13 protein-coding genes are annotated in these 17,488 nt (G+C 44.7%); 10 read left to right on the forward strand and 3 right to left on the reverse strand.

Annotated elements, in window-relative coordinates; translation table 11 throughout:
- Positions 1–18 precede the first annotated feature (18 nt).
- The 10 genes from EHV08_RS10955 to cmk all read left to right on the forward strand — a co-directional run bounded on the left by EHV08_RS10955 (position 19) and on the right by cmk (position 13,069).
- A complete protein-coding gene (locus tag EHV08_RS10955; protein ID WP_158676085.1) occupies positions 19–1,275 on the forward strand; it encodes a TolC family protein in 1,257 nt (418 codons plus the stop codon).
- A gap of 1 nt (position 1,276) precedes the next feature.
- Positions 1,277–2,164, forward strand: a complete 888-nt coding sequence (locus EHV08_RS10960; protein ID WP_126679301.1) for an HlyD family secretion protein — start codon at positions 1,277–1,279, stop codon at positions 2,162–2,164.
- A gap of 69 nt (positions 2,165–2,233) precedes the next feature.
- Entirely contained in the window at positions 2,234–3,709 is a 1,476-nt protein-coding gene (locus tag EHV08_RS10965) for an ATP-binding cassette domain-containing protein (protein WP_126679302.1), read from the forward strand.
- 41 nt (positions 3,710–3,750) lie between these two features.
- Positions 3,751–4,815 (forward strand): ABC transporter permease, encoded by a 1,065-nt coding sequence (locus EHV08_RS10970; protein WP_126679303.1) that lies wholly within the window; start codon positions 3,751–3,753, stop codon positions 4,813–4,815.
- A 32-nt stretch (positions 4,816–4,847) separates the two neighbouring features.
- Positions 4,848–5,945 (forward strand): ABC transporter permease, encoded by a 1,098-nt coding sequence (locus EHV08_RS10975; RefSeq protein ID WP_126679304.1) that lies wholly within the window; start codon positions 4,848–4,850, stop codon positions 5,943–5,945.
- Positions 5,946–6,002: 57 nt separating this feature from the next.
- Positions 6,003–7,406, forward strand: coding sequence for a S41 family peptidase (locus EHV08_RS10980; RefSeq protein WP_158676086.1), 1,404 nt, complete (start codon positions 6,003–6,005; stop codon positions 7,404–7,406).
- 186 nt (positions 7,407–7,592) lie between these two features.
- Positions 7,593–10,232: a 3'-5' exonuclease gene (locus EHV08_RS10985; protein ID WP_126679306.1), complete on the forward strand. Its 2,640-nt coding sequence runs from the start codon at positions 7,593–7,595 to the stop codon at positions 10,230–10,232.
- A gap of 78 nt (positions 10,233–10,310) precedes the next feature.
- Positions 10,311–11,525, forward strand: a complete 1,215-nt coding sequence (locus EHV08_RS10990; RefSeq protein WP_126679307.1) for an L-serine ammonia-lyase — start codon at positions 10,311–10,313, stop codon at positions 11,523–11,525.
- Positions 11,526–11,610: 85 nt separating this feature from the next.
- Positions 11,611–12,015: an OsmC family protein gene (locus EHV08_RS10995; protein ID WP_126679308.1), complete on the forward strand. Its 405-nt coding sequence runs from the start codon at positions 11,611–11,613 to the stop codon at positions 12,013–12,015.
- 361 nt (positions 12,016–12,376) lie between these two features.
- Positions 12,377–13,069, forward strand: a complete 693-nt coding sequence (gene cmk, locus EHV08_RS11000; RefSeq protein ID WP_126679309.1) for a (d)CMP kinase — start codon at positions 12,377–12,379, stop codon at positions 13,067–13,069.
- A 4-nt stretch (positions 13,070–13,073) separates the two neighbouring features.
- Here the strand turns inward: cmk and EHV08_RS11005 are convergent, their stop codons facing one another.
- From EHV08_RS11005 to EHV08_RS11015, 3 genes are all read right to left on the reverse strand, one after another.
- A complete protein-coding gene (locus tag EHV08_RS11005; protein WP_126679310.1) occupies positions 13,074–14,447 on the reverse strand; it encodes an MATE family efflux transporter in 1,374 nt (457 codons plus the stop codon).
- Positions 14,448–15,253: 806 nt separating this feature from the next.
- Positions 15,254–15,835, reverse strand: a complete 582-nt coding sequence (locus EHV08_RS11010; protein ID WP_126679311.1) for an FKBP-type peptidyl-prolyl cis-trans isomerase — start codon at positions 15,833–15,835, stop codon at positions 15,254–15,256.
- Between the two features lie 44 nt (positions 15,836–15,879).
- Positions 15,880–17,421: a glycine--tRNA ligase gene (locus EHV08_RS11015; protein WP_126679312.1), complete on the reverse strand. Its 1,542-nt coding sequence runs from the start codon at positions 17,419–17,421 to the stop codon at positions 15,880–15,882.
- Positions 17,422–17,488 lie beyond the last annotated feature (67 nt).

Consider the following 17,488-nt stretch of genomic DNA (forward strand, 5'->3'; position numbering starts at 1 on the left):
ACATATACCAGATGCGATATGAGGAAAAGTATTGTCGTTATATTATTGATGTTTTTGACTTTTTCTGCCAAGGCTCAAATCACTCTCGAACAATTGCAAGAGCAGGCTCGGGCGAATTATCCGGCAATCAGGAAGTATGGTCTTGTGGAGCAGAGTCGCGACTTCACGTTATCGAATGTGGCCAAAGGAAATTTACCGCAGGTGTTATTTCAAGGTAACGCTTCTTATCAGAGTAGTGTGACACGATTACCTATTGATATCGGAAAGTTTGGAATAGATTATGAGGGATTGCCTCGTGACCAATATAATACAAGTGTTACTATCAGTCAAGTAATATATGACGGTGGTAAAATCGCATCAGAAAAGAAAATCGCGAGAGCACAGGCGGATGTGCAAAATGAACAAATCAACGTGATGATGTATGGAATACGTGAGAGTGTAAACAGGTTGTTCTTTAGCATATTGTTGATTGACGAACAACTATTGCATAACATCTTGCTGCAAGATGACCTGCGATTGGTACAGAAAAATGTGGAGGCAATGATTACCGGAGGAGTGGCAAACCAAAGTGATGCTGACTTGGTATCGGTAGAATTGATACGTGCACGTCAACAAGAAGAAATGTTACATACGTTTCGTCGGACATATCTTTCCATGCTTTCAACATTTATAGGCACGCCCATTGATGCATCGGTGAAACTTCGGAAACCAACAGAAGCACTTTTTCCTACTGCCAATAATCGTCCGGAACTTTCGTTTTATAATGCTCAACAGCGTCTTCTCGATTTGCGACAAAGTTCGCTTGACGTATCATTACGCCCTCGTGTAGATGTTTTTCTGCAAGGAGGAGTAGGCAATCCGGGACTGAATATGTTTAAGAATGGTTGGGATGCGTATTACAAAGTTGGTACAACGGTGTCGTGGAATATCGGTGCTTTATACAGAAGGAAGAATGATACCCAACTCATTGACATGGAGAAACAACAGGTAAATGTCAACCGCGAAACTTTCCTTTTCAACATTCGCATTCAAGAACAACAGTTGAAAGGACAAATAGAAAATATTCGTAGTCAGATTGCTCATGATGATGAGATAATCCGCTTGCGCGAGAATATACGCCGTGCGAGCGAGAAGAGGGTAGAGAGTGGAATAGAAACGGTCAATGAGATGTTGCGCGACATTAATGCAGTGAGTGAGGCTCGTCAGCAGCGCGCTATACATGAGGTGGAACTTTTGCAAGAAATCCATAAACTGAAAACCATCAATAATAACTGATATGAGAAAAATATTTTTATTCGCAGTTGTCGTTGTAATGGCTGCATGCTCTTCAGACAATAAGGGATATGATGCCACCGGCACTTTTGAGGCAACAGAAGTGACGGTTAGTGCCGAACAGACAGGACGGCTTATGAAATTAAGTGTTACCGAAGGTGATGTGTTGGAGCAGAATAGTCAGGTGGGATTCATAGACACGGTCCAACTCGCATTGAAAGTAAGACAGTTGGGGGCAAACCGTGCCGGTATAGCAAACCAACGTCCCGACGTGCATAAACAGATAGCAGCAATACGTCAGCAGATTAATAAAGCAGAACAGGAGGTGAATCGTTTCAAACAGTTGGTGAATGAAAATGCTGCCAATCGTAAGCAACTTGAAGATGCGCAAAGTCAGTTAGCGGTACTTCGCCACCAGTTAGGGGCACAGATGTCATCTCTCGACAACAGTGCACGTAGCATTGATTCGCAGGCAGGAGCGGCAGAAGTACAACGGTTGCAAGTGCTCGATCAACTGAAGAAATGCTACATTACGGTTCCCATTGCCGGTACTGTGCTCGAGAAATATGCCGAGGAGGGTGAGTTTGCTGTTACCGGTAAACCTCTTTTCAAGGTTGCCGACATCAATAATATGTTTCTGCGTGCATATATAACATCTGTGCAGTTGTCGCGTGTGAAGATTGGACAGAAAGTGAAAGTGTTCACCGACTATGGAGACGATGTAGGTCATGAGTATGATGGTGTTGTGACATGGATAAGCAGCCGGTCGGAGTTCACACCCAAGAGTGTTCTTACCAATGACGAACGAGCCGATCAGGTATATGCCGTTAAGATAAGGGTAAAGAACGACGGATATATAAAAATAGGAATGTATGGAGAAGTTAAGTTTTAAGCACAGGCATTCTCTGCTTTGTATTAATTTCCCATATTTCATCTTTTAATTCTTGACTTTTTAATATAAATGATAGAAGTAAACAACGTATCGAAGCATTTCGGCAAGGTGAGAGCATTGCACGATGTGTCTTTCAGTGTGAAGAAAGGCGAAATCTTCGGACTTATAGGGCCGGATGGAGCCGGTAAGACCACACTTTTTCGTATTCTTGCCACGCTGCTTCTACCCGATGCTGCCGACAAAACCGGGGCAAAGAAAGGAACATGCGTTGTTTGTGGTTTCAACACCGAGAAACAGATGTCGGAGATACGCCGCCGTATTGGCTATATGCCTGGGAGGTTCTCGCTGTATCAGGATTTGTCGGTCGAAGAGAACTTGGAATTTTTTGCTACGCTTTTCGGTACCACGGTAGAATCCGGATATGAAGGTATAAAGGATATTTACAGCCATATAGAGCCTTTCAGAAAGCGCAGGGCAGGCAAGTTGTCGGGCGGCATGAAACAGAAACTTGCACTCTCTTGTGCCCTTGTGCATAGTCCTGACGTGCTTTTGCTTGACGAACCAACGACCGGTGTCGATCCCGTGAGTCGCAAGGACTTGTGGGAAATGATAGATCATCTCAAGGAACGTGGTATCACGGTCGTTGCTGCAACACCCTATATAGACGAGATAAGACATTGTGACCGAGTGGCTTTCATGTATGAAGGCGAAGTGAAAGGTATCGGAACCCCTGATGAAATACTCATCAATTTCAGAAATATCTTTACTCCCGATACCGATAATGATGAATCGATTGTGCGCTCTACGCAGCAAGAAGATGTGATAGTGGTAGAAAATCTCGTGAAATCTTTTGGTGATTTTCGTGCGGTTAATAACATCTCTTTCAGAGTTATTCGTGGCGAAATATTCGGTTTTCTTGGTGCCAATGGTGCCGGAAAGACTACTGCGATGCGCATATTGAGTGGATTGAGTCAGCCAACATCGGGACGAGCGAGTGTTGCCGGGTTTGACTGTGCGACAGAGTATGAGCAGATAAAGAGACACATCGGATATATGAGCCAGAAGTTCTCGCTCTATGAAGACATGACGGTTTCGGAGAATATACGTCTTTTCGGAGGAATATATGGTATGAATGCGGAGCAGATAAGGAAGAAAAGCGATGCTTTGTTGACTCGTCTCGGATTGACTGAACATAAGGATTCTCTTGTTGGTTCGTTGCCGTTGGGTTGGAAACAGAAGCTGGCTTTCTCTGTCAGTATCATACATGAGCCGGAGGTTGTGTTTCTCGATGAGCCTACAGGTGGTGTCGATCCGGCAACACGTCGGCAGTTTTGGCAACTCATTTACGAGGCGGCGAGGCAAGGAATAACGGTTTTTGTGACAACTCATTACATGGATGAGGCCGAATATTGCGACCGTATATCGATAATGGTGGATGGTGAAGTGAGAGCATTAGGTTCTCCGAAAGAGTTGATAAATCGTTTTGCCCAGCCTGATATGGATCACGTTTTCACTTATTTGGCACGACAAGCGAAGAGAGAGTAATATTTTATTTCGATGTTTTGGCATTTCATAAATATATTATTATGAGGCAATTCATGTCATTCGTAATCAAGGAGTCGAAGCATATACTTCGTGACAGGCGTACGCTGATGATACTTTTCGGCATGCCGGTGGTTATGCTTCTGCTTTTCGGGTTTGCTATATCCACCGATGTAAAGAATGTGCGGATGGTTGTTGTCTCCTCATCCATTGACAATGGGACACAGAAAGTGATAGACCGTATCAATGCTTCGGAATATTTTACGGTGCAGTATTTTGTAGAAACGGTTGCAGAGGCAAAACTACTGATGCGTGACATGAGGGCAGATATGACATTGGTTTTCTCTGCCGGTTATGCCGACAATCCTTATTCGCATAGCATACAGATTCTTGTTGATGGAACAGACCCAAACACCGCACTGACACGCACGGCTTATGTGCAGCAGATTATAACAAATGTGTCATCGCCACCGGTAGTCGCAAGAATGCTATATAATCCGCAGATGAAGTCTGCTTACAACTTCGTGCCCGGTATAATGGGAATGTTGCTGATGCTTATATGTGCCATGATGACCTCGGTAAGCATTGCAAGAGAGAAAGAACGTGGCACGATGGAGGTGCTTCTTGTCTCGCCGATGCGTCCGCTGATGATAATCATAGCCAAGGCCGTACCTTATTTTCTACTCTCGATTTTTATTCTTGTTATAGTGTTGCTCATCAGTCGTTATGTGCTTGATGTGCCACTTGCAGGAAACATCATTTCAATATTCCTTGTGTCAATGCTTTACATTCTTCTCGCATTGTCATTGGGACTCCTCATCAGTGTGGTTGCCGGAAGTCAATTGGTGGCAATGCTCGTGTCGGGAATGTTGCTTCTCATGCCAAGCATATTGCTATCGGGTATGATTTATCCCGTAGAAAGTATGCCGGATATATTGCAATGGATTTCGTATGCAATGCCTGCCCGGTGGTTCATCTCTGCGATAAAGAAACTGATGATAATGGGCGTGTCGTGGCAAATGGCGATAAAAGAAATTGCCGTAATGAGTGTGATGACTGTGAGCATACTTGCCATAGCATTGGCAAAATTCAAGACACGGCTTGAATGAAAAGTCGTAAGATATAAAACTATGATATGTCTATGAGACTTATATGTTTGATACGGAAAGAGTTCATACAGATTCGCCGCAACGCATTTTTGCCACGAATGATATTGGCTTTTCCCATTGTGCTGATATGTGTTGCACCTTGGATAACGAATATGGAGGTGAAAAACATCAATGTGGTTTTGGTGGATAACGACCACAGTCAAACCTCATTGCGCCTTGATCATCGCATAGAGTATTCGGATTATTTCAAGTTCTGCGGCATGGCATCATCATATCGGGAGGCTCATGAACGACTGGAAAAGAACGAGGTTGATGTCATTGCCGTGATACCGCAGCATTACGAGCGTGACATTGTAAACGGAAGGATGCCTCAAGTGTTTATTGCAGCGAATAGTGTAAACGGAACAAAAGGAATGATGGGAGCCAATTATCTGACCCGGATTGTTGCTAACGTACAATCAAGTGGTAACGTATGGACGAAAAATAATAGTTCTAAGTTTATCGTTGACAAAACACTTTATAACGTGCATCATGATTATAAACTATTCATGATACCGGCATTGATGGGTATTCTCATAGTAATGATGTGTGGGTTTATGCCCGCTCTGAACATTGTGGGCGAGAAAGAGGTAGGTACTATAGAGCAAATCAACGTAACACCTGTGTCTAAGTGGGAATTTATTCTTGCCAAACTCGTTCCGTATTGGGTTATCGGCTTTTTTGTAATAAGCGTAAGTTTGTTGCTGGCATGGCTTGTATATGGTTTTGTTTCTGCCGGTAGTGTTCTGCTTATCTATCTTTCAGTGATGCTCCTTGCGCTTGTTTTCAGCGGTCTCGGCCTTGTTGTTTCCAATTATAGTGACCAGATGCAGCAGGCGATGTTCGTAATGTGGTTTATAATGGTATGTTGTATTCTGCTTAGTGGGTTGTTCACTCCGGTACAGAGTATGCCCGAATGGGCGCAGATAATGACGAGAATCAATCCTATGCGTTATTTTATTGAGGCTATGCGCACGGTCTTTGTGCGCGGCGGAACATTCCGTAGTATTCAATCACAACTTGTCATGCTTGCAGTTATTGCCACGTTAATAAATATATGGGCAGTGAAAAGTTACAGGAAAAATCAATGATTTTTTATATAAGTAATTAAATATAAATCGTTTAAATAAGACTAAGAAATAATGAAAATGAAAAAACTCCTATTCTCTATTCTACTGTTTCTGTCAATTACGAGCACTGTTGATGGGCAGGAAATGTACTCGTATTCAATAGATAATCCTTCTGATGAGTTGTTGAAAAAGTCCGATAGCGGTCTTTTATCAAAGCAACAAGCGATTTTTGATATAGCGTCACTCGTTTTCAGTATCGGCGAAATACACCCTGATATGTTTTCAGTTTGCAAGCAAGGAGACTTCTTTAAAATGCTGAATGATATAGAAGAAAAACTCCCGGACTCATTGACAACACTGAAATTGTATCAACTTATACAACCATTGGTAGTGAAAATAGGTGATGGACATACGTCTTTGTTCTATCCTCTGAATGACGCGTTCAAGAAAGATACTCCACGAATTCCCCTTTCTTTCAGAGTAATGCCAAACAATGATATTACTGTTTTGTTCTCAATAGATGACAAAATTCCTGAAGGAGCACGGATTATTAAAATAAATGGGGTCTCTGATAGTCAGATGTTTGAAAAGATGCTTGACTATGTAAGTGGAGAGTCTATGGCTTACAAGATGCAGAAAGTGCGTAATGGTTTTGCTGCTTTTTTCTTCATGCTCTACTCTGCCGATAGTTATAATATCGAGTATCTGAAGCCAGGGGAAAAGGAGTCGTGTCATATTACACTGACCCCATGCCCTAACCATGAACTGTTCGCATTGAAAAAGAAAAAGCAGAAGGAAAGCACAAAGGACGAAGAAAAAGAAATATATAGTTTCAGAATAATGCCGAAAGAGAATGTGGCAATAATGGATTTTCGGAGTTTTTCTGATGTAGAGAGAATGAAAGTCTTTGCTGATTCTATGTTTACGACATTACGTAATAACAACATTACTAACTTGATAATAGATATTACGGAAAACGGAGGTGGTAATTCGCAGGTAGGAGATGTGCTGCTTCGTTATATTTCACCTAAACCTTTCTCTCAGTTTGGAAAGTATTTGGTGAAGGTAACGCCAACCTCTCAAGCACTGATGAAGGAAAAAGTAAATATTGGTTGGTATTCCGGAGAAGTACGAGATGATGAAATGAAAGTACCTCTGAGCAACAAGGAAAGGCATTTTAAAGGTAATGTTTATTTGTTGACGAGTAGCAATACGTTCTCTTCTGCGAGTTCTTTTGCTTGGACTTTCAAAGAGTTTGGTATGGGGACTGTCGTTGGAGAGGAAACCGGAGGAATGAATGTGTGTTTCGGTGACATACTTGAATATAAGTTGCCAATATCCGGTCTGAATGCTTTTGTGTCATATAAACGCTTCTGGCAGTATGGAGCAGACGAAAAGGATATTCATGGCACCATTCCGGATTACAAGGTCGCAAAGCACGAAGCATTGTCAAAGGCTATTTCACTTTGTACGAAACATTAACGTGTTTGGCTCTATATTATTTTCGTTCGGTGCCAATAAACATACATTCTTATAATAAGGCATTTATGGTGTGGATCTTTACAGATTCACACCATATTGCTTTTATAACGCGTTAAACTGCCCAACTCTTGCAGATATTATAAGGATTTTCAGTAACTTTGTGGGACGGAAACAATCGTGAAGGCAATGGAAAGGAAACGATATGACGAAAGGCAGCGCGAGGTGATAGACGCACAGGAAGGCTATCATCTTGTGTTGGCACCACCGGGATGTGGTAAGACAGAGGTGCTTGCCGAAAGAATAATACATGCACACGAACTTGGTGTTGATTATGGCGACATGCTCTGCCTGACATTCACAAACCGGGCATCACGCGGAATGCGCGAAAGAATAGAGCAGATGGCAGGCGATAGCGTGGATGAATTGTTTGTCGGAAACATTCATAAGTTCTGTTCGCAATTCCTGTTCGAGAACGAGGTGTTGCCTATGGATACATCGATACTTGACGAGGACGACAGTGTGAGCATAATTGCCGACTTCCTGCAACAGGACGATATTGCCGTGCAGGAAGATGCGAAAATGCGGCATCAATACTCAAAAATAATCAATCTGCAACACTTCATGCACCAATATACGAGCGGATATCCGCGCGAACTGACGGTGCATGGTGAGGAACTGAACGCACAGACACTGAAACATATATGCGCGATTCTGATGAAAGGATTCACGCGTGAAAGCATATCGGAATTATATCGTAACATTGACGATTACGAACAACTGGCAGAACTGAATCGCAATGGTGAAGTGCAGAACTTCATACGCATGATGTCGGCGGCGCGGCATTACGAGAAATATAAACGGCAACACAACCTTGTGGACTTTGCCGACCTGCTGTTATATGCCTACGACACGCTAAAGCACGGATATTCGGGCAAACGATATGGATGGATTCAGATAGACGAGGTGCAGGATTTGAGTCAGTTGCAACTTGAGATTATCGACCTCATAACCTCCCAACAATCGCCCACAGTGATGTGTCTTGGCGACAGTCAGCAGGCCATATATTCGTTCATGGGTGCGAAAAGCGAAACACTCAACTTGCTCGCGAGCCGCTGCACGATACACAACCTTTACACCAACTACCGCTCTCCGAAATATCTTCTTGATGTGTTCAACACCTACGGACACGAAATGTTGGGCATAGACAAACGTCTTTTGCCGCAGACAACGCATGCGATAGAGGCTAAGGCGGGCGACCTCCTGATAACATGCTCCGACAATAACATAGACGAACAGCAGGATGTGGCAGAACTGGTGAAACGCATCGGTGCTCGATTCCCTGACGAGACTGTCGCCGTGGTTGTAAGTTACAACTCCGAAGCCGACGATATAAGCGCACGACTTGCCAATCTCGGTGTGAAACATTTCAAAGTGTCGGGGCGTGATCTCTTCTCCGAACCGGCCGTGAAACTGCCCATGGCGCATCTCAGTGTGGCAGCAGGCGATCACAATTTTCTTGCTTGGTCACGCATTGTGGCGGGTATAAACGCTGTCGGCTCAAATTCGGCGGCTCGCAGTTTCGTGCGCGACCTTGCCATAAACGGCATGACACCGGCCGACCTAATGCGCGATGACGGCATAACGTCATTACAAGAATTTCTGCAAATATATGCTCATGATGACATTGTAGTGTTCGATACTGAGACAACGGGACTGTCGATAGAGGAAGACGATGTGGTGCAGATAGCAGCCGTAAAACTGCATCACGGAGAACTTGTGGTAGGCTCGGAACTGAATATCTTCATACGCACCGAGCGCGACATACCGCCTATGTTGGGCGATACGGTAAACCCACTTGTGGAGGAATACCGCAATAACGACTTGCTCGAGCCGGAAGATGCAATGCGTATGTTTATGGAATATGCCTCCGGCTGTGTGTTGCTCGGCCATAACGCCAAATATGATTATCATATCATGCACAACAACCTGCGCCACCGTTGTGGCATATCCGACTTTAAAGAACGTTTTCCGCGCTGTATTGACACGTTGCATATTGCGCGCATAATAAGTCCGCGACTGCGCAGTCATAAACTGAAAGACCTGATTGTGGAGTTTGGTCTTGAAGGAAAGAACTCTCACCTTGCCAATGATGACATAATGGCAACAAAGAATCTGGCAGACTACTGTTTCCGTGAAGGTCAACAAAAGGCAGAGCGACAAGTGGATATTCCTCTGAAATATAGCAAGGCAGTGAAGCGTTTGCGCGAGACATATAAGCCTCTCTATGACCATGTTAACGGTATGCTTTACTCCATACAGGTATCAGACGAACCGGCATTGCTTGCCGAGTGGCGTTATGCCTATAATTATTTGCTCGCTGCCGAGCGTATTTCACCGGTTGATAAAATGCCATACGTGGAGCGTTATATTGCTGACGATGTGACAGGCGATGACCGACGACCTTTGCATGTGCAGTTGGCCAATTTCATGAATGTGCTGAACACTCTGAAAGAAGCCGACCTCTGTGGCAGTCGCACGATGCGTGAGAAAGTGTTCGTTTCCACGGTTCATAAGGCGAAAGGACTTGAGTTTGACAATGTTATAGTGTATGGAGTGACCGATGGCAACTATCCCGGCTTCCATTCTCGCGACGATTTGCAGCGTCAGCAGGAAGAAATGCGCCGGCTCTATGTGGCTCTGTCGCGTGCCAAGCGTAGGCTTGTACTTACGTGGAGCAAAGAACGCATCACACAGTGGGGCAGGGTGTTCCAACAAAATCTGTCCCCATTCGTGACATGTATCTCACATTTTTTCCGTCATTTGTAGTCTTGGTCATATTCTATTTATGACAATATAAAAATCAATGGCATGGTATTTGCTGATGGTAAAATTGACGTAATAATTATGGAATCGATAAAATCAATATTCAGAATAGGTACAGGGCCATCGAGCAGTCACACAATGGGACCGCATCGGGCAGCAAGAATATTCGGGGAGAGAAACCCGAAGGCTAAATCATTCGAGGTGACACTTTACGGTAGTTTGGCGGCAACCGGAAAGGGGCACATGACAGACATGGCAATAATCGACGTGCTCAGCACTATCGCTCCGGTGGAAATTTGTTGGAAACCGGACGTTGTGTTGCCTGTGCACACCAACGGAATGTTGTTCAAGGCAATGGATGAAAACGGCGCAACGACCGACGAGTGGACTGTTTATAGCGTGGGTGGAGGTGCTCTTTCGGAAGGTAAGGGGCAGAACGATTTGTTCTATGAGAAGCCAATATATGAACTTACCACGATAGCCGAAATACAGAAATGGTGCGAAAAGAACGGCCGTCACTTTTGGGAATATGTGGAAGCCTGTGAAGGAAGTGGCATTTGGGACTATCTTTCAGAAGTATGGAAGACCATGCAAGAGGCTGTGGAACGCGGACTTGAGAGTGAGGGAGCGTTGCCCGGCCCGCTTAATCTTTCTCGTAAGGCAGCCACATATTATATAAAGGCGCGTGCCTATAAACCGTCGTTGCAGTCGCGCGGAATGGTTTATGCCTACGCACTCGCTGTGAGTGAGCAGAATGCAGGCATGGGAAAAATAGTTACCGCGCCAACTTGCGGCTCATGTGGAGTGGTTCCGGCCGTGTTGTATGCCATGTCGCGCCATCACGATTTCTCCGATACGAGAATATTGCGTGCCCTTGCCACTGCCGGACTGTTCGGAAACGTGGTGAAGTCAAACGCTTCAATCTCCGGAGCCGAAGTGGGTTGTCAGGGTGAAGTGGGCGTGGCGTGCGCAATGGCTTCTGCCGCAGCATGTCAGTTGTTCGGTGGAACACCCTCTCAGGTGGAGTATGCCGCAGAGATGGGACTCGAACATCATCTTGGAATGACGTGCGACCCGGTGTGCGGACTTGTCCAGATACCGTGCATCGAACGTAATGCCTTTGCCGCATGTCGTGCGCTTGATGCCCAACTATATGCCTCATTCAGCGATGGTAGGCACCGTGTGTCGTTCGACCGTGTGGTTGAAGTGATGAAGAAGACCGGACATGACATTCCATCTCTATATAAGGAGACAAGTGAAGGAGGGCTCGCTCGTGGCTTCGAGTGGGAAGAATGACAACGATTCCGGCAAACGTATGATATTATAAACGGCATGCTTCGTGATAGTATGTTGAAGTCTAATAAAACAAAACAATAAAATTATGGCAATTTCAGTAGCAAAGTATTTGGGCAATGCCCGCGTAGAAACAACACATGTTGCATCAGGACAGAAGTTAGTAACAGATGCCGGTAAGGCATTCGGTGGTTATGGAGAATATCCAACGCCGGTTGATGTGCTTGGTCAGTCGCTTGCAAACTGTGCGCTCACCGTTATGGCACTCCGTGGATTGAAAGAGGGAATCGACCTCACAGGCAGTTATGCCGAAATCGGAGAGTTTGAGGAGAGCATGGAGACATTAAGCGTAACGAAACTTAACGTGGTGTTCCACATCAAGGGCGACTTTGACGAAAAGACTCGCAAGAAAATCGAAACATTCGCTCATAAGGCTTGTTTCGTTGGCAACACTCTCACAGCAGAGAAAAATTTCACCTTCATCTACGAGTAATACATATACTCTCTGATTAGGGAAAACCAAGAAAGAGGTAGGTTTCGAGGTAGCAATAATAATGTTGCAAACCCTTGAAGTATGCCTCTTTTCCTTTTCTAAAATATCGGAACGATTTGTAAATTGGGCGAATTTGCTGAGTAATTTGGGCGATATTGGTTTGCAAATTCGCCCAAATTACTTTGCAATCTCGCCCAAATTGCTTTGCGGTAATATATAAAGTTGATAACGAATGATTTGGTATTGTAGGCTAGAAGAGTGTTTTACGAATACAATCTGCGTAATTGATATTTTTCGTGGTAAATCCCTTTGCAGTACGGACATTTTTCATTACCTTTGCCGAGAATAAAGAATACTGTTTATGAAGAAAATCACAATAGCCATTGACGGGCATTCGTCATGCGGAAAATCGACAATGGCAAAAGACTTGGCACGCGCTATCGGATATGTATATGTGGACACCGGAGCGATGTATCGTGCCGTTACGCTTTTCGCTTTACGCAACAATCTATATACTCCGGCATGCGAAATCGATGCCGATGCTCTGCGAGAAAGAATGGGGGAAGTGAAAATATCGTTTGCATTGAATGACAAAACCGGTAGGCCGGACACCTACCTCAACGGCGTGCTCGTGGAAAATGAAATCCGCACGATGCAGGTTTCGAGTCGTGTCAGTGCTGTCTCGGCACTGCCATTCGTGCGCGAGGCTCTCGTGGCGCAACAGCAACAGATGGGCATGGAGAAAGGTATTGTAATGGATGGGCGCGACATCGGAACCGTTGTTTTTCCCGATGCAGAACTCAAAATATTTGTTACGGCATCGGCAGAGGTGCGTGCCCGTCGTCGTTATGACGAACTGAAAGCGAAAGGGGTGGAGGCCGATTATGCCGATGTTCTTGCCAATGTGGAGCAACGAGACTATATTGATAGTCACCGAGAGGTGTCGCCACTGCGTAAGGCTGACGATGCTTTGGTGCTCGACAACAGTGAGATGACAATCGAGGAGCAGAACAAATGGCTGATGGAAAAATACTTGGAAAAAGCCGGGAAATAATACGTTAAGCCTCTTTTAACCATTTTCCGCGATATATCCTGATAAGGAATATTGTGCCGCGGAAAGTGAGTTCGACCGCCATTGCAAACCACACGCCGGGCAAACCGTAGCGGGGGGCGAGCATGGCGGCAAGGGTGAGACGGACGAGCCACATTGAAACAAGGTTCATTAGAGCCGGACGCAATGTGTCGCCGGCACCGACACAGATGCTGTAACCAACGATAGAGGCGGCAAAGAACGGTTCGGCAAATGCTTCAATGCGCAGAACATTTATGCCGAGCGACCGTATGTCCTCGATGGGAGAGAGGAAACCTATCATCTCCGGCGCAAAGACATACATCACTATACCCATAAATGCCATTACAGCCATGCCGAGTAGGATTGTCATTCGTGCAAACGACTTTGTGAGGGCACGCTGACCGGCTCCGATGCTCTGCCCGATAAGTGTGGTTGCGGCTTCACCGATACCATAGCCGGGCATGTAACAAAGGCTTTCTGCTGTCACTGCAAACGAGTTGGCAGCAATGGCGAACATTCCGAGAGGGGCAACAATGATAGTGCTTACTATCTGAGCGCCGCCCATTAGCATTGACTGAGCTGCCATTGGCGACGAAATTTTCAGTGCATTCAGTACGTAACCACTATTCCATACGAAGCGATGACGGTCGAGACGAAGTGACAGTATCTTGTTGCGGAACACTGCAAAATAAGCCTGTCCGAGTGCTCCTAAGATAATGGATATGGCCGTGCCCATCGCTGCACCGAGTACTCCGAGGTGGAATATGAAAATGAAGATATAGTTGAACACCACGTCAAATACACACATCAGTATGCTCATGATGCTCGGAATACGCATGTCGCCGGAACTTTTCAGCATGGCACCCGATAGCGTTGATAACTGAAAGAAGGGCATAATGAACATGAATACCATGAAATAAATCGTGGCATCGTCTGCTATTTCTTTGCTTCCACCGAGCCAATAGGGTAGGTCGCCACTGATTATCACACCACCAAGGGCAATGAAAAAACTGAATATCATGGTGCAGAGTATGGCATGACGGAAAACATCACGCGCTTTACGGAAGTCATTTGCACCGATAAAGTGAGCCACTTGCACTGCAAATCCCATTGCGGCGGCATTGGTGATACTGCCGAAAAGCCATGTCGATGACTCAATCAAACCGATGCTTGCCGACTCCTTGGCACCGAGATGTCCTACCATTGCGGCATCAATATAGAACATCAATACCGTGGTTATCTGGGCGAGAATACCGGGTACGCTGAGCCAAACGATCAGACTCATCTTCTGACCGGTAGTCATTTGCTGCTTTTTGCGAATCATTTCAAGCAGTGCGTCACTGTTCTTCATCGAAAACATCGGCATTCGTTTTGAGCCGCGAAGTTACGACTTTTAGTTTGAACGACAAAAAAAGGAACATTGTTTTTTCTTTCACAATATTCCAAATTACTTTTGTCATACATATTTATGATGATTTGTTATAAGTACGTACACTTGGGTTTTGGACATAAAGACACATGTTGTTTTTGACATAAAGAGAAAAATACTTTGATATAGAAAGACAGAATATTTGTTTTTATTGATTGTTTTCATAATTGTTGAGATTACTTGCTGTGCCGTTTCTGAATAGTTTCTTATTGGAATCAGATATGTTTGCGGTTTGATATGGTAAAAAAATAACGGGCGATTTCTTAAAAAAGAAGTCGCTCGTTTAAATACATTCCTTAAAAAACTATTATCTGTTCTTTTCTTTACTTTTCTGATTGAAAGACTGAACCTCACGGCTGTAGTCATATTTAACTTATAATTTTTATTAATCAACGCACCCTCGCGGGCATCGTGTTATCCTTTATACAATCTTTATAATTACCTTAAATCTTACTACCTATTGTTCTTGCAATCTTTCTTACCTAAACTATTAACCTATTTTCTAATTAACCTAAATCTTTATACCTTATTAAAACCATTCGTAAAACTCATGTTCTTAATTCCGATGCAAAGGTAATGACGTTTCTGTTAGTGGCAATAAGAAAGTGACAGAATAATAAAATTCTGCCACTTTTATTGACTTACATCAACTATGTGTTCGTGCACAACAGCGTATTTTAGGGAAATATTTATCTTAATAGTCCTAAAGGTATAGCAAATGTTTCAATGAAATATAATCAGTTCCAAAACGATACGAGAGTGACATCGAATACAAGTGTGCTATACGGAGGTATCAGACCTTTGTTCTTTTCGCCTGCGTATGCGAGTGCGGCAGGTATATAGATGCGCCAACGGTCGCCGGTGTGCATTTGCATCAGTGCCGTAGTGAAGCCGTTTATGAATCCGCCGGTCTTCGCTTTTACCGGAAGCATGGTTGAGAGATTATATTCGCCGAGCCAAGACGAGTCGAACTGCAAGCCATTCGGGTAAGATGCTGTTGGCATCAGGTTGCCGCGGTAGTGAACTTTCACACTGTCGGTAAACAAAGGGTTGTCTGTTCCGCTTCCCTCTGTCAGCACTTCCACCACGATATGGTCATCGACAGCAGTTGCCGCAGCCTCTTGCAGCGACCACGACTTGAATGTCTTCCATTTCGCATCGCCTGAGTTTTTCGCCTTGTTATACAGGTTGTTGAAATAAGTTTCGTTGCGTTCCTGCCAGTTTTCAAACTCATCATTGCCACCATTGTCCTCACTGCAAGAGAACAGGCATAGCGAAAACAATGCTACGAGCAGTGCAAGGGTCTTTTCTTTTCTCATTCTGTTTTATTTATTAAGTTTCGCAATCGTCAGTTATTTAATGCCTACTGCAACTTCTTCAGCAGCGAAGCGATGCTCACCTTGTCCTCTATTAGGGAGTTCAGGCAGTCAATGCTTACGCGCTCCTGCTCCATTGTGTCGCGGTTGCGCAGTGTCACGCAGTTGTCTTTCAGCGTGTCGTAATCTACGGTGATGCAGTAAGGCGTGCCTATTGCATCTTGACGGCGATAGCGTTTGCCGATAGTATCTTTCTCGTCGTACGTGCAATTGAAATGGAATTTCAGCGCGTCGATTATCTCGCGTGCCTTTTCCGGCAGTCCGTCTTTCTTCACAAGAGGCAGCACTGCAAGTTTTATCGGAGCCAATGCAGCAGGCAGTTTCAGCACAACTCGACTCTCTCCGTTCTCCAACTGTTCCTCTGTGTACGCATGGCACATTATGGATAGGAACATGCGGTCAACTCCGATAGATGTTTCTATTACGTATGGCACGTAACTTTCGTTCGTTGCCGGATCGAAATATTTGATTTGTTTGCCAGAGAATTTCTCGTGCTGTGAGAGGTCGAAGTCGGTTCTCGAATGTATTCCCTCCACCTCTTTGAATCCGAACGGCATGCGGAACTCAATGTCTGTTGCGGCATTAGCGTAGTGAGCCAGTTTCTCATGGTCGTGGAAGCGGTAGTTCTCTGCTCCGAATCCCAGTGCCTGATGCCATTTCATTCGCGTTTCTCTCCACCTTGGGAACCATTCAAGTTCGGTTCCGGGCTTCACAAAGAACTGCATTTCCATTTGCTCGAACTCGCGCATACGGAAAATAAACTGCCTTGCAACAATCTCATTGCGGAACGCCTTACCAATCTGTGCTATGCCGAATGGGATTTTCATGCGTCCGGTTTTCTGCACATTCAGGTAGTTTACGAATATACCCTGTGCCGTTTCCGGGCGCAGGTAAACCTTCATCGAACTGTCGGCCGATGCCCCCATTTCCGTTGAGAACATAAGGTTGAACTGTCTCACATCGGTCCAGTTCTTTGTTCCGGATATAGGACATACTATGCCCTCGTCTATGATTATCTGTTTCAGACCTTCCAAGTCCATTGCGCCCATAGCCTCGGCATAACGTTCTTGCAGAGCATCGCGCTTCTTCTTGTTCTCCAGTACGCGTGGGTTTGTCTCGCAGAATTTCTGTTCGTCGAAACTGTCACCGAACTTTTTCGCAGCCTTAGCCACCTCTTTTGCTATCTTGTCTTCATATTTCCCAATCTGATCTTCTATGAGTACGTCTGCGCGATAGCGTTTTTTTGAGTCGCGGTTGTCTATCAGCGGGTCATTGAAAGCGTCAACGTGTCCGCTGGCTTTCCATATTGTGGGGTGCATGAAGACGGCACTGTCAATGCCCACGATATTCTCGTGCATCAGTACCATCGACTTCCACCAGTATTGTTTGATATTATTTTTCAGTTCAATGCCGTTCTGTCCGTAGTCATACACAGCGGCAAGACCATCGTAAATTTCACTTGAGGGGAACACGAAACCATATTCCTTACAGTGAGACACTATCTTTTTAAAAACATCTTCTTGTGCCATAATTCTATAAAAAATTCCAATATGTGTGCAAAGGTAACTCAAATCACGGACAATACAAAACAAATAA

Source organism: Prevotella koreensis, from assembly GCF_003977605.1.
Taxonomy (GTDB): domain Bacteria; phylum Bacteroidota; class Bacteroidia; order Bacteroidales; family Bacteroidaceae; genus Prevotella; species Prevotella koreensis.